Origin of the sequence: Methylobacterium sp. 174MFSha1.1 (genome assembly GCF_900116815.1) — a bacterium.
GTDB lineage: Bacteria > Pseudomonadota > Alphaproteobacteria > Rhizobiales > Beijerinckiaceae > Methylobacterium.
On the sequence record NZ_FPCB01000050.1, the window covers coordinates 1 to 21165 of the forward strand.

The following is a 21165-nucleotide window of genomic DNA, read 5'->3' on the forward strand; positions in this document are numbered from 1 at the left end:
TCTCGAACTCGGCCGTTAACCGCCCCAGCGCCTATGGTACTGTGTCTCAAGACACGGGAGAGTCGGTCACCGCCAGACCTGCCAAGCACGCACACGTTCCCTCTTCGCGAACACACCCTGGCGCGGGGTGGAGCAGCCCGGTAGCTCGTCAGGCTCATAACCTGAAGGTCACAGGTTCAAATCCTGTCCCCGCAACCAAACCAACGAACAACCCCGCAGGGCACGCCCTGCGGGGTTGTTCGCGTTCAGGTGATGCGCCGGATGCTCTCGGTGATCTCGTTCTCGTCGAGGCAGCCGAGCCAGTCGTCGCGCATCAGGCGCGGCTTGCCGAACTGGATCGCCTTGTTGCAGGCATCCGAGAACACCCCGTCGATCTCCTTGAAGGTCACCGCCGCCAGGATGTTGAGGTGCCCGAGCAGGAAGTCGCGGGCGCACACCTCCGGAACGCCGCGCCGCACGGTCTCGTCCATCGCCTCGCGCATCACCGCCAACAGGGTCGCGCAGACCGTCTCCGACAGGCCGGGCTCGAGCAGCGCCATCTGCTCGACGGTGACGCGGTGCGAGCGCAGGATCGGTGCCCAGATCACCCGGGCGACGCGCTCGCCCAGCGCGTAGGCCTCCTCCGGCCCCTGCATCAGGGCGCTGACGATCGACTGCTTCGCGGCGATGCCGCCGAAATGGTCGCGCCGCCCCGCTTCCGTCGTCTCGTCGTTGAAGATCGGCGGGTGGCAGGGGTGGGTGACGAAGTAGGTCAGGTCCGGCCGCTCGGGCAGGTGGCCGGCGAAGGGCGCCGCGGCGTCGAGGATCACCACCATCGTGCCGGGTTTCAGCTTCGGCGACAGGGCGTGCGAGACCTGGCCGATCAGGGTGTCCGGCACCGCCAGGACCACCACGTCGGCCCCGTCGAGGGCGGCATCCGCCTCGACGCAGTCGAGGCCGAGCTCGCTCTTGAGCCGCTGGCGCCCGGCCTCGCCGACCTCGACGGGGGCGATCCGGAACTCGGATTTGACCAGGTTGCGGGCGAGCCGCACGCCCATCTTCCCCCCGGCCCCGAACAGGGCGATTGTCTCGGTCATGGCGCATCTCCCGCGGGCCGCCGCGGGCCGGTTGGATGGCCTCTTGCCGGGCGGCGGCGGATGCGACAGTGGCGGCGGACCGGGCCCGCGGCAATCGATTTGTCGCCCGAATGCCGCGGGAGGCCGCGGGCGTGAAGGCGGCGTCAAGGATTCGGGGCGTAGCGCCCGGCATCATCGGCGAAGGAGGATCGAACGCATGACGAGGCGCGCCCTGTTCCGCGCAATTCTGGCCGGCTCGTGCTGGGCCCTCCTCCTATGCTGGGCCCTCCTGCCTGCGCTCGGGCCCGCGGCCGCGCAAGGGCCGTCCGGTGCCGCGATCGTGTGGCGGATGCCGACCGAGTATCCCGCCAGCACCATGCCGGGCGAGGGGCTCGCCACCTTCGCGCGCCTCGTCTCGGAGCGCAGCGGCGGGCGGCTCGCGGTCGAGCCGAGCTTCGATGCCTCTGCCGGGCTGCGCTCCGGCGCGATGATCGGCGCGGTGGCCGCCGGCACGGTCGAGGCGGCGGATGCCTTCACCGGGCCGCTCGCGGCGGTCGATCCGGTCTTCGGTCTCTCCTCCCTGCCCTTCCTGGCGACCTCGGTCGAGGAGGCGAAGGCCCTGGCGGAGATCGCCCGGCCGGCCTACGCGCGGGCACTCGCCGCGAAGGGCCAGCGGCTCCTCTACGTCACGCCCTGGGCGCCGTCGGGAATCTGGTCGCGTCACGCCCTCGCCGGCGCCGGCGACCTGAAGGGGCTCAAGATCCGCACCTACGACGCCACTTCGACGGCCGTGCTCGCGGCGGCCGGCGCACAGGCCGTCAACCTGTCCCAGGCCGACGCGATCCCGCAGGTGAAGGCCGGCGCCGTCGACGCGATGCTCTCCTCGGGCGATGGCGGGGTCGGGCGCCGCCTGTGGGAGCAGCTGCCGCACTTCACGGCGGTGCAGTACGCGATGCCGATCTCGATCGCCGTCGTGTCAGCCTCCGCCTACGACGCCCTGCCGGAGGCCGTGCGCCGCGCCGTCGACGCGGCCGCCGCCGAGACCGAGGCGCGCCAATGGGCGGCGATCCGCACCCGCCTCGACGAGAACTTTTCGCGCATGCGCCAGAACGGCGTCGTCATCGCCGATCCGCCCGCGCCCTCGATCACCGAGGCCCTCGCCAAGGCCGGCGCGGCGGCGGTGGCGGCCTGGGAGACGCAGACCGGGCCGGACGGCGCGCGGATCCTGGCGGCGTATCGCGGGCGCTGACGCGTCGTCAGACGGCGGCGTGGGCCCGCTCGCGCCGCGCCGCCTTCGCGGCCTCCAGGCGCATCCCCGCCTCCGCGATGCCGAGCGGCGGCGCCTGCCGGCCGATGCCGAGGGCTCCGTCGAGGATCGCCACCGCCTCGGCCCAGGCCCCGGGCCAGAACAGGGCGGCGGCCTCGACCGCGTCGGCGGCGGTGCGGGGATCGATCTCGGCGGCGAAGAGGGCCGCGCGCGCCGCCGCCGCCGCCCGGGCGCCGCGCACCCAGGTGCCCTGGCGGCCGGCCGCCTCGGCGAGCGAGCCGGCCGACCAGGCGGCGTGGCGGGCGACCGTCACCGCGCTCCCCAGATCCGGGGCCGCCCGGCAGGCGGCGGCGTGCTGCGCCAGCCCGGCCCGGTCCAGGACGGGCGGCAGCAGGCGGCGCACACCTTCGCCCACGAGATGGGCGGTGCGCTCCGCCTCCACGGCGTCCGAATCGGCGGAGCCGGCGAGGCGGAGCACGAAGGCCATCAGGCGCGGGCGCTCGGCATCCGGCATCGCGTCGTTGAGGCCCAGCGCGTAGGTGGCGAGCGGGCCCGAGAAGCAGGGCGGGCAATCGGCCGAGGAGCGGATCGCGCGGTACGGCAGGCCCGCCGCCACCAGAGCCGCCTCGTTGATGCAGGTGCCGCCATCCGGGCCCGGGAAGGTGTGCGAGCCCGGCAGCAGCCGCCAGTTTAGGATGGGATCGAAGAGGCCGGACATGGAGTCTCCCGCCGGGGTTTCGCGCGCCGTCAGCCTTGAGACTGGCAGGGTTTCGGGCCGGCGGCGAGCCTCATCTTCAGCCCGGCCCGGAGGCCGGCGGCGAGACCGGGAGGGCAGGCAAGCGGGATGCGGCATCGCGCCCCTGCCCTGGCCGGATTGCGAATTTGGAACATATAGTGAACATTAACCGCTGTCGGGCACCGCCGCCGCGCCGGGCGGCGATGGGGACGAGGAATGGGCGAGAGAGGACCGGCATGACGCGCTACCGCTTCCACTACACTAACGGGTCCGAGTGCATCCTCGATGCCGAGGGTGCGCCGGTCCGCGGGCCTTCCGCCCTCGCCCGCCGCGCCCGCGCGGTCGCCGAGGCGGCGATGGAGAGCCTCGGGGCCGGCGACTGGGCCGAGTGGCGGGTGAGCGTGCACGACCTGACCGGACGGCGCGTCTGGGTCGAGCCGTTCGTGACGCAGGAGCGCCCGACCGAGAGGCGTTCGACCAAGGATCGTTCGACCGCGAATCGTCCGACGCGAGAGGCGGCGCTGGCGGCGTGAGCCGCGCTCAGTCGCTCGCCAGGAAGGTGTCGTAGACGGCGCGGATCCGCGGCAGGTCCTCCGGCGCCGTCCAGGCCTCGACGATGCCGCGATAGGCCGGGCCGGGCCGCTCCTCCGCCAGCACCGCGTCGATGCGCGCCACCACCTCGCGCCCCCAGGGCGTGCCGGCGCACATCACCCGGGCGAAGACCGGCTCCGGCCCCTCCGCGAAGGGCAGGCCCAGGAAGGCGTCGGGCTGGCCGAGCTGGCGGGCGTTGTACGCCGCGATGCTGGAGAACTCGACGAGGTAGTCGAGCCGGTCGTTCAGCAGCATCCGGAACGCCTCGCCGAACTCCGAATGGGTCTGGCCCGGCGGGTATTGCCGGAGCAGCGCGTCGACGGCGGGGGCCACGGCGCGGTTGCGCAGCATGCTGGTGCGCAGGTCGCGGTGCTCGCTCAGCAGGTCGCGCAGGGACAAAGGCTCGAGGCCTGCGAAGCGCGCGCGCTGCGGGGCGTGGATCACGACGCGCAGCGGGTAGAACATCGCCACCGGCCGCGAGAACACCGCGAAGGCCTCGCGCTCGGGCGTTCTCACGCCGCCGACGAAGCACCATTCCTCGCCGTTCTTGAGCGAGGTGACGATGCGCGGAAAGGGAACCGTCAGCGTGGAATGGGTGTAGCCGGTCAGCCGGGCGCTCAGCAGGCCGCGGATCCGGTCGAAGATGCCGGCGTCGCGGTCCGGACCCTCGGTCATCATGAAGGGCGCGGCGTCGTAGACTGACCAGGTGATCTGGTTCGCGACCGGAGGGGCGGCCTGCGCGTCCCCGGCCCGCGCCGGACCGAAGGATGCCAGGGCGAGCGCGACGGCCAGGCCTGTCCGTCCGAGTCCCTTGATCATGGCCTTGTCCGCGATGTCCTTCGACGAGTCCGTCGGAGATGCCAGATGCTCGTTCAAGATCAGGTTAATCCCCGCGCGAGTCGTCGACGAGGGACCATCATCGGGAAGTCCTCATGTTAGGCTGATGGCGCCGGCGGGACGATCCACGGCACCCGGCGCCAGCGCGTCTCGCGCAGGGTGCGGTCGGCATAGGTGCCGGCCACCGCCGCCCGGCCGCCCTGGGCCGCGAGGTCGAGGACGAGGGCGCTGTGGATGAAGGCGAGGTGGCTGAAGGCCTGCGGGAAGTTGCCGAGGAAGGTGCGGTCCTCCGCCACCTCCTCGGCGTAGAGGCCGAGGTCGTTCTGCAGCGCCCGCAACGCGTCGAAGCGGGTCTGCGCCTCCTCGATCCGGCCGAGCCAGGCAAGGGCGTCGACGAGCCAGAAGGCGCAGATCAGGAAGGTGCCCTCGTGGCCCGGCAAGCCGTCGTCGTTGCGGTAGCGGTAGACGAGCGGGCCGTGGCCGAGGCGCGCGATCACCACCTCGACCGTGCGGGAAAACACAGCCTCGTCGACGGGGAAGCCGACCATCGGGGCGATCAGGAGGGCGGCGTCGGGATCGTCGCCGCCGATATATTGCGGGTAGTAGCCGTCCCGCTCGTGCACCCCCTCGCCGTTGACCCGGGCGACGATGGCGTCCCGCGCCGCGCACCAGTGCGGCCGCTCGCCGAACAGCCGGATCGCCCGGTCGACCGCGACCCAGTTCATGATCGCGGCGTGCAGGTAGTGCTCCTCGGGCTTGCGCGGCTCCCACAGGCCGGCATCGGTCTCGTGCCAGTGGGCGGCGGCGAAATCGGCCAGCCGGATCGCCTGACGCGCCATCGCCTCGGGGATCGTGCCGCCAAGGCTTCGATACATGTGCAGCAGGTCGAGCACCTGGCCGTAGGCGTCGCTCTGGTGCTGCTCGGCCGCCTCGTTGCCGTAGCGGACCGGGGCGCTGCCGCGCCAGCCCTCGAAATGGGCGGCCTCGTGCTCGGTCAGGTCGGTCTCGCCGGCGATGGCGTAGAGGGGGCGCAGGCCCCCCTCGTCGCGCTCCGCGAGTGTGCCGACGAAGCGGAAGAACGCCTCTGCCTCCGCCACCATGCCGAACTTCTTCAGCACGTAGAAGGACAGGCAGGCGTCGCGGATCCAGCAGAACCGGTAATCCCAGTTGCGGATGCCGCCGATCTCCTCCGGCAGCGAGGTGGTGGCCGCCGCCACGATGGCGCCCGAGGGCGCGTAGGTCAGGGCCTTGAGGGTGAGCGCGCTGCGCAGGAGCTGGTCGCTGAGCGGCCCGTCATAGGCCGCCCCCGCCGACCAGCCGGTCCAGGCCCGGCGTGCGGTCTCCATCAGCGCGCGCGGGTGGAGAGGATCGCGCTCCGCCGCGCCGCCCGGATAGAGCGCGAAGGCCTGCTCGCCCCCATGCGCGACGGTGAACCGCGCCACCGCGTCGGATCCCTCGATCGCGACCGGCAGATCGGCGATCAGGTCCGGCAGCCCCGCGGCGCCGGCGCCGCCCGGGACCGCCCTGAGCGCGGCAAAGGTCTCCGAGAAGCCCGCCAGCGGCCGGTAGACCGCCCGCATCGCCACCTCGCCGGACACGCCCGAGACCAGGCGTACCAGGCAGGGCAGCACCCGGCCCGGTTCGGGCGCGAGCATGAAGTCGTGCACCGTCGCCGCTCCGGTGGCGCAGGTGAAGGTGGTCTCGAGGATGTTGGTGCCCGGCAGGTAGAGCCGGGCGCTCTCGAACGGCCCCTCGGGTGCCAGCGCGAAGAAGCCGCCGCGCCGGCGGTCGAGCAGGCGGGAGAAGACCGGGGGCGCGTCGAACCGGTCGAGGCAGGCCCAGTCGATCGAGCCGTCGCGGGCGACGAGGGCGCAGCCGTGGCAGTTGCTGATGAGGCCGTAGGCCTCGATGGGCTGGTAGGGCCGCGCGTCCGGGTCGTGCATCGGGACAAAGGCTCGGGCAAGAGGGGGTGGGCCCGACGGCCGGGGGACGGCGAGCGCCCTCCCCTCGGACCGCGTGACCCAGAGGCACCGGGCGAATGGCCGGGGCCCGCCCATGTTCCCGCTGGAGCGTGGAAATTTTTTCGCGGATGAAAGGGTGAGAGAAAACGTAGTTTCCCTGGGTCGTCGCGGTTGTTTGCCCCGCCGCGATGATCATCCTCGGCGTCATACCGGGGGGCGCACAGCGGAACCCGGGACGACGTGGAGGATGGAAGTTCGGTCGGCCAACGCGCGGCACGCGCGCACTGCCCCGATCGATCCTCAGCCCCCCATCACGAACCGCCCCAGCTCCTCCCGCGCCAGCGCCCGTGCCAGGGAATCCTCCGCCGGGCCGTCGATCGCCATCAGGAGGCCGCCGCAGACGGTGCCGCGGCCCGAGACCGCGTAGCGCAGAGTGCAGGCGGGTTCGAGGCTGCCGGGGCGCCCGGCGACGAAGCCCTGCAGCGTGCCGGGCCGGTCGCCGTGGCCGATCACCGCCTCCAGGCCCGACGCCCGGCCGGCGATCGCGAAGGGAACCAGGCCGAGGCGCCGGCCGCCCTGGCGGGCCTGCACCCGGCGCGGCCCCTCGACGGCGACCAGGGTTTCGGGGGCCAGATGCGCGAGGCCGCGGAAGGTCAGGGGCCCGCCTTCGTCCTGGGTGAAGCGGTCGATCACCGCGAGGCCCGACAGGTCGTGCGGCAGCACGAAGACCCGCAGGTGGCGGCAGCCCGGCCCGTGCACGGTGGTCTCGATCGCGTGGGCGGTGGCGCCGGGCAGCGCCAGGCTGCCGCGATGGATGCCGCCCCCGGCCACCGGCTCGCGCCCCTCGATCACCGCGACGTTGTGGGCGCGGGCCGAGAGCAGGTAGTGGCGCACGCCCCCGGTCTCGACCTGCTCCGAGCCGCCGGCCTCGACGATCCAGCGCGTCGCCCCCGCCGCGTAGACGAAGGAGGTGCAGTCGGCGTGGCCCTGGGGCGAGGTCTCGGCGAAGGTGCAGGCGAAATGGGCCCAGCCGCGCCCGGCCTCGTGGCGGGCCGACAGGCCGTCGGGGCGCAGGGTCGAGGAGGCCGTGGCGGCAAGGCCGGCCGCGGCGGGCTGGGCGGCCGGGCGCTGCGCTACCAGCCCGCCGCCGCGCAGCCGCGCGATCCAGCCGGCTTCGTCGGTGCCGGCAAAGACCTCGCCGAAGGGCGGCAGCCGTCCGCCGGGATCGAGGAGGCCGGCGAGGTCCGACAGGACCGCCTCCGTGCGGGCGGCGACGAGGGGGCCGGGCGCGGCCTCGCCGAGGGTCTCCCGCAGCGCCCGCCCGAGGGTGACGAGGTCGAGGCGGCGGTGGAGCGAGGAATCCGGGAAGCGCCCGTCCTCGGGCAGGAGCGCCGGCACGCCCGCGCGCAGGCTCTCGCGGGCGAGGCCGTCCCAGTGGCCCGAGAACGGCAGGCGCGGCAGGGCGCGGGCGAGCGCCAGGAGCGCCGCGGCGGCCTGGAGCTGGTGCAGGCTCTGCCCGAAGGTGTTCTGCCCGACGATCTCCGCCAGGGCGAAGCCGTGCCGCACCGCCTCCCCGGTCAGGAGCGGCGCCGCCGCCCCCGCCCCCGGCAGGGCGAGGAGGCCGATCCAGACCTCGGCCCGGGCCGGCAAAGCCGCCGGATGCAGGCTCAGGGGGTCGGCCGGCTGGCCCCAGGGGTTGGCCCGCGACCAGGCCTGCGCCAGGGCGAGCGCGCGCGCCGGCGCCGCCTCGGCCAGCGCCAGGAGCCAGGCGAGGGAGTGGTAGGCGAGGCGCCACGGGATGGCGCGGGCGGGTGCCGCCCGGAACGGGTCCTCGTCGAAGCCCGGATTCTCCGGCAGGGGCCAGTCCGGGTAGCCGGCGAGGCGCAAGGTGAGGCCGCCGTCGGGCCTGACGCCCACGAGGCGCTCGGTCTCGCCCCGCAAGGCGCGGGCGCGGGCGAGCGGCAGGGCGGCGCTGCCGGCCTCCCCGGGACCGGGGATCCAGGCTGCCTCGGCCCCGGGATCGCGCCCGAGCCGGGCCGAGAGGCGGGCGAGGAAGCCCGGGGCGTCGAGGAGGTCGTCGCCGCACAGGCTCTCGAGCCGGAAGCGGTCCTCCAGCGCCACCTCCGGGGGGCCGATGAGCTCCACGGCGGGCAGCCGTTCGCCCTCCTCCTCCCAGGTGCAGAAGCCGAGATCGAGGGAGACCGCGCCCGGCGGCGGCTCCAGGTCGAGGGTGAAGCGGCGCGCCTGCGGCTGGGCCGGAAGGTTGATCGCCGCGCCGAGCCCTGGCCGCTCCTCGCTGCCCGGCCGTGCGCCGAGGCCCGGCACCGCGACGGTGCCCGGATAGGGCGGCGGGATCTCCGCCCCGTCGCGGTCGCGGTAGACGAGGCTCACCCGCGCGGCGTGCTCGTCGGGCCGCGCGGCGTGGATCTGCCCGCGCACCACGAGGCCGAGGCCCGGGACGAGGCCGTGGCGCAGGGGCTCCGGCCGCGGCCCGAGGCGGCGGCGGCGAAAGGCGCCCTCGCGCAAGGGCGCGCCGGGGCGCAGGCGCGGCTCCGCGATCGTGAAGCCTTCTGTGTTGCGCCAGGAGCGCAGGGTGAGCGCGAGGCCGCGCGCCTGCGGCGGCACCCCGAAGGCCAGCCGCACCGGGGCCATCCGGACGAACTCGGTCCCGGCGGGCTGGCAGGCCGGTCCGGCGATCCAGGCGCTGTGCGGATCGAGCAGGGTGCGGGCGAGGCCCGGCACCGCGTCGAGGTCGAGGCTCGACCCGTCGGCGGCCAGGAAGTCGAAGCCCGCGAGGGCGAAGTCGAGGGCCTGGCCCCATTCCTCCTCGGCCGCCCAGGCGAGGCGGGCCTCCAGGCAGCACCAGGCCCCCGCCGGCAGGTGGCGGAAAGTCAGCTGGACCCGGGACCAGCGGTTGTTGGCGGTGATCGCGTGCTCGCCCTCGCGCGCGCCCGGCCCCGCCCCGCCCGCGTAGCGGGCCTGGACCGGGAGGAAGACCGGCGCGGAGGGTAGCAGGGCCGGGAGCATGGCGCGGGAGAGGAGCCTGGGCGGGGGTATCCCGCCGCCAGTGCCGGGGAGTGGCCTCCCCTGTCAAGGCGCTGAAGGGACAGCGCCGTCCCACGAGCCCCGCAAGCTCCGCCAGCCTCGGGCAAGGTTGCGCTTCTAAATCCTCGGTTACGCGGCAGGGCCCGGGCGTCGGGTCGTTTCGGCACAGGACTCAAGGAGTGGCGGGCATGGGGGGAATCGCGTGACGGGGCTCTACCTGTTCGATCTCGCCTCGATGCATACCGGCTACCTGTCGGTGCGCCAGTCGACGATCGCCGGCAACGTGGCCAACGCCAACACCCAGGGCTACCAGGCCCGGGACGTCGTGCCCTTCGCCCAGGTGCTGGCCCGCGCCGGCGGCACCGACATGGCGCAGACCGCGCAGGCCCATCTCGGCTCTCCGGGCCTCGGGGTGGCGATCCGCCCCGACAAGTCCGGCTGGGACGTGCTCGAGACTTCTAGCAGCGTCAGCCTGGAGCAGGAGATGCTGAAGGCGAGCGAGGTGTCGCGCCAGCACAACCTCGATGTCGGGGTGGTGCGCAGCTTTCACCGCATGCTGATGTCGGCCGTGAGGAGCGGATCGTGATCGACCCCCTGCTCGCCGCCTCCCGCCTCGCGAGCGCCGGCCTCGAGGCGCAGTCGCTGCGCATGCGGGTGGTGTCGGAGAACCTCGCCAACGCCCAGTCGACCGGGGCCGAGCCGGGCGCCGACCCGTATGCGCGCAAGACCGTGACCTTCAAGGCGGAGCTCGACCGGGCGATCGGCGCCGCCTCGGTGCGTGTGCGCGACGTCGACACCGACAAGACCCCGTTCCGGGTCGAGCACGACCCGGGCAACCCGGCGGCGGACCAGAACGGCAACGTCAAGCTGCCGAACGTGAACGCCCTGATCGAGATGGCCGACATGCGCGAGGCCAACCGCTCCTACGAAGCCAATCTGCAGGTGATCAAGCAGGCCCGCGCGATGGTGGCCAGCGTGATCGACCTCCTGAGGACATGAGCATCCGATGATCGAGGCCCTCACCCTCTCGGCCTTCGACCGGGCCGCCGCCTCCGCCCGCCCCGAGGCCGCGGCCGCCGTCCAGCGGGCGGTGCTGCCCGGCGCGGCCGGCGCCGGCTTCCCCGGCGTCGAGGCCGCGGCTCCCGCCGATTTCGGGCAGATCATGGCGAGCTTCGCCAGCGGCGTGCGCAACGACCTGCGCGCCGGCGAGGCCGCCTCCATCGCCGGCATCCAGGGCAAGGCCTCGACGCAGCAGGTGGTCGAGGCGGTGATGTCCGCCGAGCAGAGCCTGCAGACCGCGGTCGCCATCCGCGACAAGGTCGTGGCCGCCTATCTCGAACTGAGCCGCATGGCGATCTGAGGATTCTACGCAGATGAGAGCGCTCGCCGTCGCCGCCACGGGCATGTCCGCCCAGCAGCTCAACCTCGAGGTCATCGCCAACAACATCGCCAACCTGAACACCACCGGGTTCAAGGGGGCGCGGGCCGAGTTCACCGACCTGCTCTACCAGGCCGAGCGGCAGCAGGGCGTGCCCAATCAATCCGGCCAGGAGGCGGTCCCCGAGGGCGCGATGCTCGGCCTCGGCGTGCGCGCCGCGGCGATCCGCAACCTGCACCGCCAGGGCCAGCTCACCAACACGGCGAACCAGCTCGATCTCGCCATCAACGGCCGCGGCTACTTCCAGATCACGAGCCCGAGCGGCGAGATCAACTACACCCGCGCCGGCGCCTTCAACAAGAACGCCACCGGCCAGCTCGTCACGCTCGAGGGCTACACGGTCGATCCAGCGATCCTGATCCCGCCGACCGCCACCGAGATCACCATCAACCTGTCCGGGCAGGTCTTCGCCAAGATCGACGGCCAGGTGGCGCAGCAGAATATCGGTCAGATCACGATCGCGAACTTCGCCAACGAATCGGGCCTGGAGCCCCTCGGCAACGGCCTCTACCGCGAGACCCCGGCCTCGGGCGCGGCGGTGATCGGCAACCCGGGCGATGCGAGCTACGGCAAGCTCCAGCAGGGCTACCTCGAAGGGTCGAACGTCGATCCGGTCAAGGAGATCACCAGCCTGATCACCGCCCAGCGCTCGTTCGAGATGAACTCCAAGGTGATCCAGGCCGTCGACGAGATGGCGAGCACGATCTCCAAGGGAATCCGCTGAGCCGGGCCCGGTCGTCCTGACGGCCGGTCCTCGCCCTCGGTGAGACTGCCACGCCGCCGGACCCGGCGGCGCCCCTCCTCCCGGCGCGACACATCCATGCGTTCCCTCCTCCGGCACTCCCTTCTTCTGGCGCTGGTCGGCCTGTGCGTCCCGGCCGCCCTCGTCGTGGCCGCTCCGGCCCCGTCGTCGCCCGCCGACTCGCACTCCGCCCTCGGGGTGAACGAGATGATGCTGCCGGTGCCGACCGTGACGATCTATCCGGGCGACACGATCAAGGAGTCGATGCTGCGGCTCCAGGCCTATCCGACGACCTACCGGGCGCGCGCGGCGGTGATCGACGCACCGCTCGCCGTCGTCGGGCGCACCGCCCGCCGGATGCTGCTGCCGGGCGAGCCGGTGCCGGTCAACGCCGTCGACGATCCGCGCCTCGTCAGCCGCGGCGCGCCGACCCAGATGATCTTCGAGGAGAACGGCCTCGTCATCACGGCGGTCGGCTCGCCGCTGCAGAATGGCGGCCTCGGCGAGACCATCCGGGTGCGCAACACCGACACCAACCGCATCGTGCTCGGCACCGTGACGGCGGACGGCCGCATCAAGATCGGCGGGTTCTGATGCGGGGCGCCCTCCGCAACCTCCGGGCCGGCCTCGCCCTGGCGCTGGTCCTCGTGATGGGGCTCGACGTCGCGCCGGTCCTGCCCGCGCGCGCCGCGGCCCCCGTGATCGCCAGCGGGGGCTTCGCCCGGATCAAGGACGTCGCGACCCTCAAGGGCGTGCGCGACAACCAGATCGTCGGCTACGGCCTCGTCACCGGCCTGCAGGGCACCGGCGACACCCTGCGCAACGCCCAGTTCACCGAGCAGTCGCTGCAATCGATGCTCGACCGGATGGGCATCAACGTGCGCGACGCGCGCCTGCGCACCCGCAACGTCGCCGCCGTGATGGTGACGGCGGACCTTCCGCCCTACGTCGGCGCCGGCTCGCGCATCGACGTGACGGTGACCTCGCTGGGCGACGCGACCTCGCTGCGCGGCGGCACGCTCCTGATGACGCCTCTCTCCGGCGGCGACGGCAACGTCTACGCCGCGGCGCAGGGCCCGCTCGCGGTCTCCGGCTTCTCGGCTCAGGGCCAGGCCGAGCAGCTGACGCAGGGCGTGCCGACCGCCGGCCGCATCCCGAACGGCGCGCTCATCGAGCGCGAGGTGCCGGGCGCGTTCCGCGACCTGCCCGAGCTGATCTTCGAGCTGAAGAATCCCGACTTCAAGACCGCCACGATGGTGGCCGACGCGATCAACGCCTACGCGATCGGCCGCTTCCGCCGCCGCATCGCGAGCCCGCGCGACCAGCGCTCGGTGGTGCTCCAGCGCCCGCGCGACATGATCCTGCCGCGCCTCGTCGCGGAGATCGGCGACCTGACGATCCAGCCCGACGTGCCGGCCCGGGTCGTGGTCGACCAGCGCACCGGCACGGTGGTGATCGGCCGCAACGTGCAGATCTCCACGGTGGCGGTCACCCACGGCAACCTCACGGTGCGGGTCACCGAGACGCCGGAGGTGTCGCAGCCCGCGCCCTTCTCCAACGGCCAGACCACGGTGGTGCCGCGCACGGAAGTCGCGGCCCGCGAGGAGCAGGGCAAGCTCGCGGTGCTCGGCGGCTCCGACCTGCAGACCCTGGTGCGCGGCCTCAACCAGGTGGGCCTCAAGCCCACCGACATCATCGCGATCCTCCAGGCGGTGAAGACCGCCGGTGCCCTCCAGGCGGAGCTCGTCGTCCAATGATCCGGTTCGTCGTGACAGCCCTCCTCCTGGCGCTGGCCGGCCCGGCCTTCGCCGCCGGCGGTGGGCCGGCGCCCGACCCGGCCAAGGACGCCGCGATGCGCGCCATCGCCGCCCGGGACGCCCCCAAGGAGCCGACCGCGCAGGACTTCGTCGCCAAGGACGCGAAGGACCCGGGCAGGACCGGCTATTGCGCCACCATCGCGGACGCGGCGTCGGACGCCCGCTTCGCCTGGCAGAAGGAGCAGCTCGCCGCGCTCGAGAAGCAGGTCGACGAGCGCATCCGCCGCCTCGAGGAGAAGCGCGCCGAGTACGAGGCGGTGGTCCAGCGCCGCAAGGAGTTCCTGGCCAAGGCCGACGAGAGCGTGGTGGCGGTCTACGCCAAGATGAAGGCCGACGCGGCGGCGCTCCAGCTCTCCAACATGCCCGAGGACAACGCCGCGGCGATCCTGGTGAAGCTCAACGCGCGGACGGCGAGCGCGGTGCTCGCCGAGATGGAGGCCTCCCGCGCCGCGGCCCTGGCCCGCAAGATGGCCGAGGCCGGCCGCCGCAAGGACAACGAGAGATCGTGATGACCCGTCAAGCCCCGGCCGCCCGCCTCCTGACCCTCACCGTGGCCGGCTTCGCCACGTCGAGCCTGTTCCTCGCCGGCTGCCAGAGCAAGCTCGACGAGCTCGGCCGCCAGCCGGTGCTGACGCCGATCGGCACCGGGCTCGCCGCCCCGCGCGAGGCCCTGCCCTCGACCTTCGGCTCGCTGCAGAGCCGGCACGGCTACCACTCGACCTGGTCGCCGGGGAGCGCCGACCTGTTCCAGGATCCCCGCGCCCGCAACATCGGCGACGTGCTGACGGTCAGCATCGTCATCAACGACAAGGCGCAGTTCGACAATGCCAGCGACCGCTCGCGCAGCCAGAAGTCGAGCCTCGGCTTCGATTTCGGCTACGGCGTCTCGGGGCTGAAGGACTCGGCGACCGCCGATACCGGCATCCGCTCGGGCACCGAGACCAAGGGCCAGGGCACGATCGACCGCAAGGAATCGTTGAGCCTGTCGGTGGCCGCCGTGGTCACCGAGACGCTGCCGAACGGCAACCTCCTGATCAGCGGCTCGCAGGAGATCCGGGTCAACAACGAGGTGCGGGTGCTCAACGTCGCCGGCATCGTCCGGCCGCGGGACATCTCGCGCAAGAACACGATCGACTACGACAAGATCGCCGAGGCCCGGGTCTCCTATGGCGGCCGCGGCCGCCTGACCGACGTGCAGGCGCCGACCCTCGGCCAGCAGATCTTCGAGACCGTCGCGCCGTTCTGACGGCGGAATCCAGGAGCGCGCGATGGCGGACAAGACGGACGACAAGAAGAAGGGCGGCGGTAAGGCCTGGATCGGGGCGCTCGCCCTCTGCACCCTGGTGGCGGTCGGCACCGGGGCGGGTCTCGGCATGTACCTGATGACGAGCGTCGAGAAGGCGGTCGACCAGAAGACCCGCGAGGCGCAGGAGCACGAGAAGGCCGCCAAGGTGCTGAACTATTCCGGCGAGCTGTCTCTGCGCAGCGTCGGCTCGGTGGTGACGAACCTCGCCGAGCCGGCCGATTCCTGGATCCGGCTCGAATCCTCGGTGGTTTTCAAGACCGGCAGCCTGCCGACCCCGGACATCACCGTGGCGGAGATCAAGGCCGACATCATCGCCTATCTGCGCACGCTCTCGACGGCGCAGATCGAGGGGGCGAGCGGCCTCCAGCACCTGCGCGAGGATCTCAACGAGCGCGTGTCCTTGCGCACCAAGGGGGCGATCCGCGAGCTGATCGTCGAGGCCCTGGTGGTGCAATGACGGGTTTGACGAACCGGCGCACGGCCCACGTCCTCGGGACGCTCGCCCTCCTGCTCCTGCCGGCCGGCGCCGCCCTGGCGCAGGGGGCGGCGGGCAGCGTCACCGGCATCCCGGGCCTCGACGCGCTGCTGCCCCCCGGCAACGGTGCGGCGAGCGGGCGCATCCTCCAGCTCGTCGCCCTGCTCACGGTGCTGTCGCTGGCGCCGGGGCTGCTGGTGATGGTGACGAGCTTCACGCGCTTCGCCGTCGCGTTCTCGTTCCTGCGCTCGGGGCTCGGCCTCCAGAGCACGCCGGCCAACCTCTTCCTCGTCAGCCTGTCGCTGTTCATGACCTTCTACGTCATGGCGCCGACCTTCGACCGGGCCTGGAGCGAGGGCGTGCGCCCGCTGCAGGAGAACCGGATCAGCGAGGAGGAGGCCTTCACCCGCATCACCGACCCGTTCCGCGAGTTCATGTCGGCCCAGGTGCGGCCGAAGGACCTGCAGACCTTCCAGGACCTCGCCAGCCGCAGCTTCCCGAAGCCCCAGGAGGGCGAGAAGATCGACCTGCGCATCCTGATCCCGGCCTTCATGATCTCGGAACTGCGCCGCGGCTTCGAGATCGGCTTCCTCATCGCCCTGCCCTTCCTCGTCATCGACATGATCGTCTCGACGATCGTGATGTCGATGGGCATGATGATGCTGCCGCCGACGGTGATCTCGCTGCCGTTCAAGGTGCTGTTCTTCATCCTGATCGACGGGTGGAATTTGCTGGTGAGCGGGTTGGTAAGATCGTTCTTTTAGCGATCCTGGGTTCTCGCGACAGTAATCGACACCGTCCTTCGTCATCCCGGGGCCGCGCAGCGGAACCCGGGATCCATAACCGCTGACGATTCAGGACGAGGCGGAACGCTGCCCGCCTTTTTTAGGCACCGTCAGCGGTTATGGATCCCGGGTTCTCGCCTTCGGCGAGCCCCGGGATGACGTGGAGGGTGTGTATTCTTACAGGAGACTATCAAGCAGGGCTGCTTTATCTGCTCCACCCATCCTGGCGATCCTCACGCCGCCCGCGCCTCGAAATCGATCCTCGGATCGATCCAGCTATAGGTCAGGTCGGAGATCAGGTTCACCACCAGGCCCAGCAGCGAGAAGATGTACAGGTTGGCGAACACCACCGGATAGTCGCGGTTCACGATCGATTCGAACGAGAGCAGACCCAGCCCGTCGAGGCTGAAGATGGTCTCGATCAGCAGCGAGCCGGCGAAGAACGCCGAGATGAACGCGCCCGGGAAGCCCGCCACCACGATCAGCATCGCGTTGCGGAAGACGTGGCCGTAGAGCACCTGGCGCTCGGACAGGCCCTTCATCCGCGCGGTCAGCACGTATTGCTTGCGGATCTCGTCGAGGAACGAGTTCTTGGTGAGCAGGGTCGAGGTGGCGAAGGCCCCGATCGCCATGGCGATGATCGGTAGGGTGATGTGCCAGAGGTAGTCGGTCACCTTCTGCCACAGCGGGAAGGTGGACCAGCCCTCGCTGGTGAGCCCGCGCAAGGGGAAGACCTGCAGGAACGAGCCGCCGGCGAACAGCACGATCAAGAGGATCGCGAACAGGAAGCCGGGGATCGCGTAGCCGACGATGACGATTCCGGAGGTCCAGACGTCGAAGGGCGAGCCGTCGCGGACCGCCTTGCGGATGCCGAGCGGGATCGAGATCGCGTAGGAGATCAGCGTCATCCAGAGGCCGAGACTGATCGAGACCGGCAGCTTCTCGCGGATCAGCTGCAGCACCGAGACATCGCGAAAGTAGCTCTTGCCGAAGTCGAAGCGGGCATAGTCCCACAGCATCTTCAGGAAGCGCTCGGGGGCGGGCTTGTCGAAGCCGAATTGCTGCTCCAGGCGCTTGATGAAGGCCGGGTCGAGCCCTTGCGCGCCGCGGTAGCGGGAATTCGATTCCCCTCCCCCGCCCTGCGCGCTCGGTCCGCGCCCGGCGAGGTCGCCGCCGCCGCCGGTGACCCGGGACATGGTGTTCTGGCCCTGGAGCTGGGCCAGCACCCGCTCGACCGGCCCGCCGGGGGCGAATTGCACGATCACGAAGGAGATCAGCATGATCCCGAGGATCGTCGGGATCATCAGAAGCAGGCGGCGCAGGATGTAGGCTGCCATCTTTGTCAGGTCCGTCCGATCTTGCGGGCCTTGTCGGCGTCGTGCCACCACAGGGCGGGCACGCCGAGGCCGTATTTCGGCAGGTCGCGCGGCCGGCCGTAGAGGTCCCAGAGCGCGAGGCGGTGGGTGGCGCCGTACCACATCGGCACCCAGTAGCGCCCGGCGCGCAGCACCCGGTCGAGGGCCCGGCAGGCGGTGGTGAGCGCGGGGCGCGAGGCGGCGTCGGCGATGCGGTCGAGCATCGCGTCGGCGGCCGGGTTCTCGATGCCGGCGAGGTTCTGCGAGCCCGGCACCTTGGCACTGCTGCTGCCATAGACCTCGCGCAGCGCGGCCCCCGGGGTGACCGAGCTACTGAAGCGGGCCGAGACCACGTCGAAGTCGAAGTCTTTCAGCCGCGCCTGGTACTGCGCCGCGTCGACGAGGCGCGAGCTCGCCCGGATGCCGAGCAGGCTCAGGTTCTTGATGTAGGATTGCAGCAGCGGCTGGAAGACCGGCGAGGAATCCAGGAACTCGAAGGCGAGCGGCTGGCCGTCGGGCAGCTTCATCGTGCCGCCGTCGCGGGTGCAGCCGGCCTGGCGGAGCAGCGTGTCGGCCCGGCGCAAGAGCGCCCGGTCCTGGCCCGACCCGTCCGAGCGCGGCGGCGACCACGGCTCGGAGAAGACCTCGTCGGGCACCTGCCCCCGGAACGGTTCGAGGAGCGCCAGCTCCTCAGGCGACGGCATCCCCTCCGCCTTCAGGTCGGAATTCTCGAAGAACGAGGCGGTGCGCCTGTAGGCGCCGTACATCAGGTTCTGGTTCGACCACTCGAAGTCGAAGGCGAGCCCGATCGCCTCGCGGATGCGCGGATCGCGGAAGACCGGCCGGCGGGTGTTGAGGAACCACCCTTGCGTGCCCGAGGGCGTGGCATCCGGCACCGTCTCACGCTTGACCCGGCCCTCCTGCGCGGCCGGAAAATCGTAGCCCGTGGCCCAGACCCGGGAGGTGAACTCTTCCCGCCAGGTGAAGGTGCCGGCCTTGAACGCCTCGAAGGCGACGTCGCGGTCGCGAAAATACTCGTAGCGGATCTCGCCAAAGTTGTTCTGGCCGACGGTGACCGGCAGGTCGGCGCCCCAGTAATCGGCGACGCGCTCGAAGGCGATGAAGCGGCCGACCTCGAACCGCGCCACCCGGTAGGGCCCGGAGCCGAGCGGCGGCTCGAGCGTCGAGGCCTCGAAGTCGCGGCTGCGGTAATAGTCTTGCGAGAAGATCGGCAGGTCGGCGACGATCAGCGGCAGGTCGCGGCTGCGCCCGGGGGCGAAGCGCACCAGAACCGCATCGTCGCCCTCCGCACTCGCGCCGGCGACGTCGCGCAGCACGGCCGCGATGCGCGGATGGCCCTTCTCCTTCAGCGTCGCGATCGAGAAGGCGACGTCGCGGGCGGTGAGCCGCGAGCCGTCGTGGAAGCGGGCCTGGGGCCGCAACCCGAAGCGGTAGGCCAGGCCGTCGTCGCTCACCGTCACGCTGCGGGCGACGAGGCCGTAGGCGGCATCCGGCTCGTCGAGGGCCCGGACCATCAGGCTGTCGAAGGTCAGGTCCATGCCGGCGGCGCCGTCGCCCTTCAGCACGTAGATGTTGAGGGTGTTGAAGGTCTCGAAGGCCTGGTTGCCGCTGGTGGTGGAGAGTTGCGCGGAGAAGGTGCCGCCCTTCGGCGCGAGCGGATCGACATAGTCGAAGCGCGGGAAGCCGGCCGGGTATTTCAGGTCGCCGAAGCTCGACAGGCCGTGGCGCTCGTGCCCCGGCTGCGCGTGAGCCGGGACGCGGGCGGCGAGGAGCGCCGCCCCGCTCCCGGCCAGGAAGCTGCGCCGGCGCATCACCGCGCCGCCCCGGTCTTGGCGGCGAGGGCGGAATCGTACCACCAGGTCGTCGGGAAGCCCGAGGCGCCGTATTTCGGCAGGGTCGCCGGGTGGCCGAAGCGGTTCCAGCGCAGGGTCCGCGAGACGTTCGAGGACCATTGCGGCACGACGTAGTCGTGGGCGAGGAGGACCCGGTCGAGGGCGCGGGTCGCCGCCACCAGTTCCTCGCGGTCGGCGGCGTAGATCACCTTGTCGATGAGGGCGTCGACGGCCGCATCCTTGATGCCCGCGAGGTTGCGCGAGCCCGGCCGGTCGGCGGCGGCCGAACCCCAGCAATCGCGCTGCTCGTTGCCCGGCGAGAGCGATTGGGCCCAGTTGCTGAGCGCGAGCGCGTCGAAATCGAAGCTGCGCGAGAGGTTCTGGTACTGGGCCGGATCGACCACCCGCAGCGACACCTTGAGGCCGATGCGCTCGAGCGCCGCGCGGTAGGGCAGCACGACCCGCTCGGCCGAGTTGTCGTAGCCCAAAAACTCGACGGTGAAGGGCTGGCCGGTCGCCTTCTCGACCATCTGGCTGCCGCGGATCTCGTAGCCCGCCTCCTGGAACAGGCGCACCGCCTCCCGCAGGTTGGCGCGCACCGCCTCCGGCGAGCCGTTGACCGGGTTCCTGTAGGGCGTGGTGAAGACCGAGGCCGGTACCTTGTCCTTGACGCTCTCCAGGATCGCCCGCTCGCGCCCCTCGGGCAGGCCCGACGAGGCGAGCTCAGTGCCGAAGAAGTACGAATCGACCCGCTTGTAGAGGCCGTAGAACAGGGTGCGGTTCATCTCCTCGAAGTCGAAGGCGAGGTTGAAGGCTCGGCGCACCCGCGCGTCGGCGAATTTCTTCCGGCGCAGGTTGAGGGTGAAGGCCTGCATGATGCCCATGCCGGCCTGCGGGAATTCCTCCTTGACGATCCGGCCCTCGCGCACGGCCGGGAAGCCGTCATAGGCGGTGGCCCAGTTGCGGGCGATGTTCTCGGTGCGCCAGTCGAACTGGTCGGCCTTGAACGCCTCGATCATCACCGTCGCATCGCGAAAATACTCGGCGCGCTGGGTGTCGAAATTGTTGGCGCCGCGGTTCACGGCGAGGTCGCGGCCCCAGTAATCCGGCACCCGCTCGTAGGTGGCGGTGCGGCCGGCCTCGAACCGGGCCAGCCGGTAGGGCCCGGAGCCGAGGGGGATCTCGAGCGTCGTCTCGGTCGGGTTGCGGGTCTTGCCCGACGCGTCCTTGCCTTCCCACCAGTGCTTCGGCAGCACGGGCAACTGGCCGACGATCTGGGGCAACTCGCGGTTGCCTGTCTCCGAGAAGGTGAAGCGCACCTCGCGCGGGCCGGTCACCTCGGCCTTCGTCACGTTGTGGTAGTAGGCGGCGTATTGCGGGCTGTTCTCCTTCAGCACCTGGAAGGAGAACACCACGTCGTCCGGTGTCACCGGCTTCCCGTCGTGCCAGCGCGCCTCCGGCCGCAGGCGGTAGACGACGCTGCCGAGGTCGTCGGCCGGCTTCACGCCGTCGGCGATGAGGCCGTAATAGGTCGAGGCCTCGTCCTGGGCCTGGGCCAGCAGGGTGTCGTAGATCAGCGGGATCTGGCTCTCGAGGTCGCCCTTCACCCCGGCGACGATCATGTTGAAGTTGTCGAACGAGCCTTGCGAGCCGAACCGCACCAGGCCGCCCTTCGGGGCGTCGGGGTCGGCATAGTCGAAATGCGTGAAGCCCGCCGGGTATTTCGGCTCGCCGAGGAGCGACAGGCCGTGGCGCCAGTCCCCGTCGGGGGATGCCGCACCGCTGCCTGTCGAGGGAGCGCCCTGCGCGCGGGCCCCGGCCGGGATTGCGGCGAGACCGAGGAGAGCGAGGGCGGCGCGGCGAGTGAGGGGGCGTGCGATCACGCGGGGCGATCCTCCGGCT

General features: G+C 71.7%; 20 protein-coding genes and 1 tRNA gene. 13 read left to right on the forward strand and 8 right to left on the reverse strand.

Annotated features, from left to right (window positions below):
* The first annotated feature begins 121 nt into the window (after positions 1 to 121).
* Positions 122 to 198, forward strand: a tRNA-Met gene (locus BM430_RS29990).
* A gap of 47 nt (positions 199 to 245) precedes the next feature.
* Here BM430_RS29990 and BM430_RS29995 read toward each other — a convergent pair.
* Positions 246 to 1076 (reverse strand): phosphogluconate dehydrogenase C-terminal domain-containing protein, encoded by an 831-nt coding sequence (locus BM430_RS29995; RefSeq protein ID WP_093570877.1) that lies wholly within the window; start codon positions 1074 to 1076, stop codon positions 246 to 248.
* A gap of 196 nt (positions 1077 to 1272) precedes the next feature.
* On the opposite strand from BM430_RS29995, the gene BM430_RS30000 reads away from it, so the two are divergent.
* The gene (locus tag BM430_RS30000) at positions 1273 to 2304 is read left to right on the forward strand and encodes a TRAP transporter substrate-binding protein (protein ID WP_093570878.1); all 1032 of its coding nucleotides are present in this window, start codon (positions 1273 to 1275) and stop codon (positions 2302 to 2304) included.
* Positions 2305 to 2311: 7 nt separating this feature from the next.
* Here BM430_RS30000 and BM430_RS30005 read toward each other — a convergent pair whose 3' ends face one another.
* Positions 2312 to 3040 (reverse strand): hypothetical protein, encoded by a 729-nt coding sequence (locus tag BM430_RS30005; RefSeq protein WP_093570879.1) that lies wholly within the window; start codon positions 3038 to 3040, stop codon positions 2312 to 2314.
* A 254-nt stretch (positions 3041 to 3294) separates the two neighbouring features.
* On the opposite strand from BM430_RS30005, the gene BM430_RS30010 reads away from it, so the two are divergent.
* Positions 3295 to 3591 carry a DUF6894 family protein gene (locus BM430_RS30010; protein ID WP_093570880.1) on the forward strand — a complete coding sequence of 99 codons (297 nt, stop codon included), beginning with the start codon at positions 3295 to 3297 and terminating at the stop codon, positions 3589 to 3591.
* Positions 3592 to 3598: 7 nt separating this feature from the next.
* Here BM430_RS30010 and BM430_RS30015 read toward each other — a convergent pair whose 3' ends face one another.
* The 3 genes from BM430_RS30015 to BM430_RS30025 form a co-directional block, all read right to left on the reverse strand.
* Positions 3599 to 4468 (reverse strand): ABC transporter substrate-binding protein, encoded by an 870-nt coding sequence (locus tag BM430_RS30015; protein ID WP_143132169.1) that lies wholly within the window; start codon positions 4466 to 4468, stop codon positions 3599 to 3601.
* A gap of 116 nt (positions 4469 to 4584) precedes the next feature.
* Positions 4585 to 6429, reverse strand: a complete 1845-nt coding sequence (locus BM430_RS30020; RefSeq protein WP_093570882.1) for a glycoside hydrolase family 15 protein — start codon at positions 6427 to 6429, stop codon at positions 4585 to 4587.
* Positions 6430 to 6747: 318 nt separating this feature from the next.
* Entirely contained in the window at positions 6748 to 9474 is a 2727-nt protein-coding gene (locus BM430_RS30025; protein WP_093570883.1) for a heparinase II/III domain-containing protein, read from the reverse strand.
* A 220-nt stretch (positions 9475 to 9694) separates the two neighbouring features.
* Between BM430_RS30025 and BM430_RS30030 the strand changes: the two genes are divergently transcribed.
* From BM430_RS30030 to fliP, 10 genes are all read left to right on the forward strand, one after another.
* Positions 9695 to 10078, forward strand: a complete 384-nt coding sequence (locus tag BM430_RS30030; protein ID WP_244539724.1) for a flagellar basal body protein — start codon at positions 9695 to 9697, stop codon at positions 10076 to 10078.
* Positions 10075 to 10491, forward strand: coding sequence for a flagellar basal body rod protein FlgC (gene flgC, locus BM430_RS30035; RefSeq protein WP_093570884.1), 417 nt, complete (start codon positions 10075 to 10077; stop codon positions 10489 to 10491). Before BM430_RS30030 ends, flgC begins: the two co-directional genes overlap by 4 nt.
* A 7-nt stretch (positions 10492 to 10498) precedes the next feature.
* Positions 10499 to 10852 (forward strand): flagellar hook-basal body complex protein FliE, encoded by a 354-nt coding sequence (locus BM430_RS30040; RefSeq protein ID WP_093570885.1) that lies wholly within the window; start codon positions 10499 to 10501, stop codon positions 10850 to 10852.
* Between the two features lie 13 nt (positions 10853 to 10865).
* Positions 10866 to 11654: a flagellar basal-body rod protein FlgG gene (gene flgG / locus BM430_RS30045; RefSeq protein WP_093570886.1), complete on the forward strand. Its 789-nt coding sequence runs from the start codon at positions 10866 to 10868 to the stop codon at positions 11652 to 11654.
* 225 nt (positions 11655 to 11879) lie between these two features.
* Positions 11880 to 12266, forward strand: coding sequence for a flagellar basal body P-ring formation chaperone FlgA (gene flgA, locus BM430_RS30050; RefSeq protein ID WP_244539728.1), 387 nt, complete (start codon positions 11880 to 11882; stop codon positions 12264 to 12266).
* 56 nt (positions 12267 to 12322) lie between these two features.
* Entirely contained in the window at positions 12323 to 13429 is a 1107-nt protein-coding gene (gene flgI / locus BM430_RS30055; RefSeq protein ID WP_093570914.1) for a flagellar basal body P-ring protein FlgI, read from the forward strand.
* Between the two features lie 11 nt (positions 13430 to 13440).
* Positions 13441 to 13998 (forward strand): MotE family protein, encoded by a 558-nt coding sequence (locus tag BM430_RS30060; protein ID WP_244539725.1) that lies wholly within the window; start codon positions 13441 to 13443, stop codon positions 13996 to 13998.
* Positions 13998 to 14735 (forward strand): flagellar basal body L-ring protein FlgH, encoded by a 738-nt coding sequence (flgH, locus tag BM430_RS30065; protein ID WP_093570888.1) that lies wholly within the window; start codon positions 13998 to 14000, stop codon positions 14733 to 14735. Before BM430_RS30060 ends, flgH begins: the two co-directional genes overlap by 1 nt.
* Before the next feature lie 22 nt (positions 14736 to 14757).
* A complete protein-coding gene (locus BM430_RS30070) occupies positions 14758 to 15252 on the forward strand; it encodes a flagellar basal body-associated FliL family protein (protein WP_093570889.1) in 495 nt (164 codons plus the stop codon).
* A complete protein-coding gene (gene fliP, locus BM430_RS30075) occupies positions 15249 to 16034 on the forward strand; it encodes a flagellar type III secretion system pore protein FliP (RefSeq protein ID WP_093570890.1) in 786 nt (261 codons plus the stop codon). Before BM430_RS30070 ends, fliP begins: the two co-directional genes overlap by 4 nt.
* A gap of 254 nt (positions 16035 to 16288) precedes the next feature.
* Here fliP and BM430_RS30080 read toward each other — a convergent pair whose 3' ends face one another.
* From BM430_RS30080 to BM430_RS30090, 3 genes are read right to left on the reverse strand one after another with little or no spacing between them, the layout of a single operon-like run.
* The gene (locus BM430_RS30080) at positions 16289 to 17392 is read right to left on the reverse strand and encodes a microcin C ABC transporter permease YejB (protein ID WP_093570891.1); all 1104 of its coding nucleotides are present in this window, start codon (positions 17390 to 17392) and stop codon (positions 16289 to 16291) included.
* Between the two features lie 5 nt (positions 17393 to 17397).
* Positions 17398 to 19242, reverse strand: a complete 1845-nt coding sequence (locus BM430_RS30085) for an extracellular solute-binding protein (RefSeq protein ID WP_093570892.1) — start codon at positions 19240 to 19242, stop codon at positions 17398 to 17400.
* The gene (locus BM430_RS30090) at positions 19242 to 21146 is read right to left on the reverse strand and encodes an extracellular solute-binding protein (RefSeq protein WP_177303213.1); all 1905 of its coding nucleotides are present in this window, start codon (positions 21144 to 21146) and stop codon (positions 19242 to 19244) included. The genes BM430_RS30085 and BM430_RS30090 overlap by 1 nt, the downstream gene beginning before the upstream one ends.
* Positions 21147 to 21165: the final 19 nt, after the last annotated feature.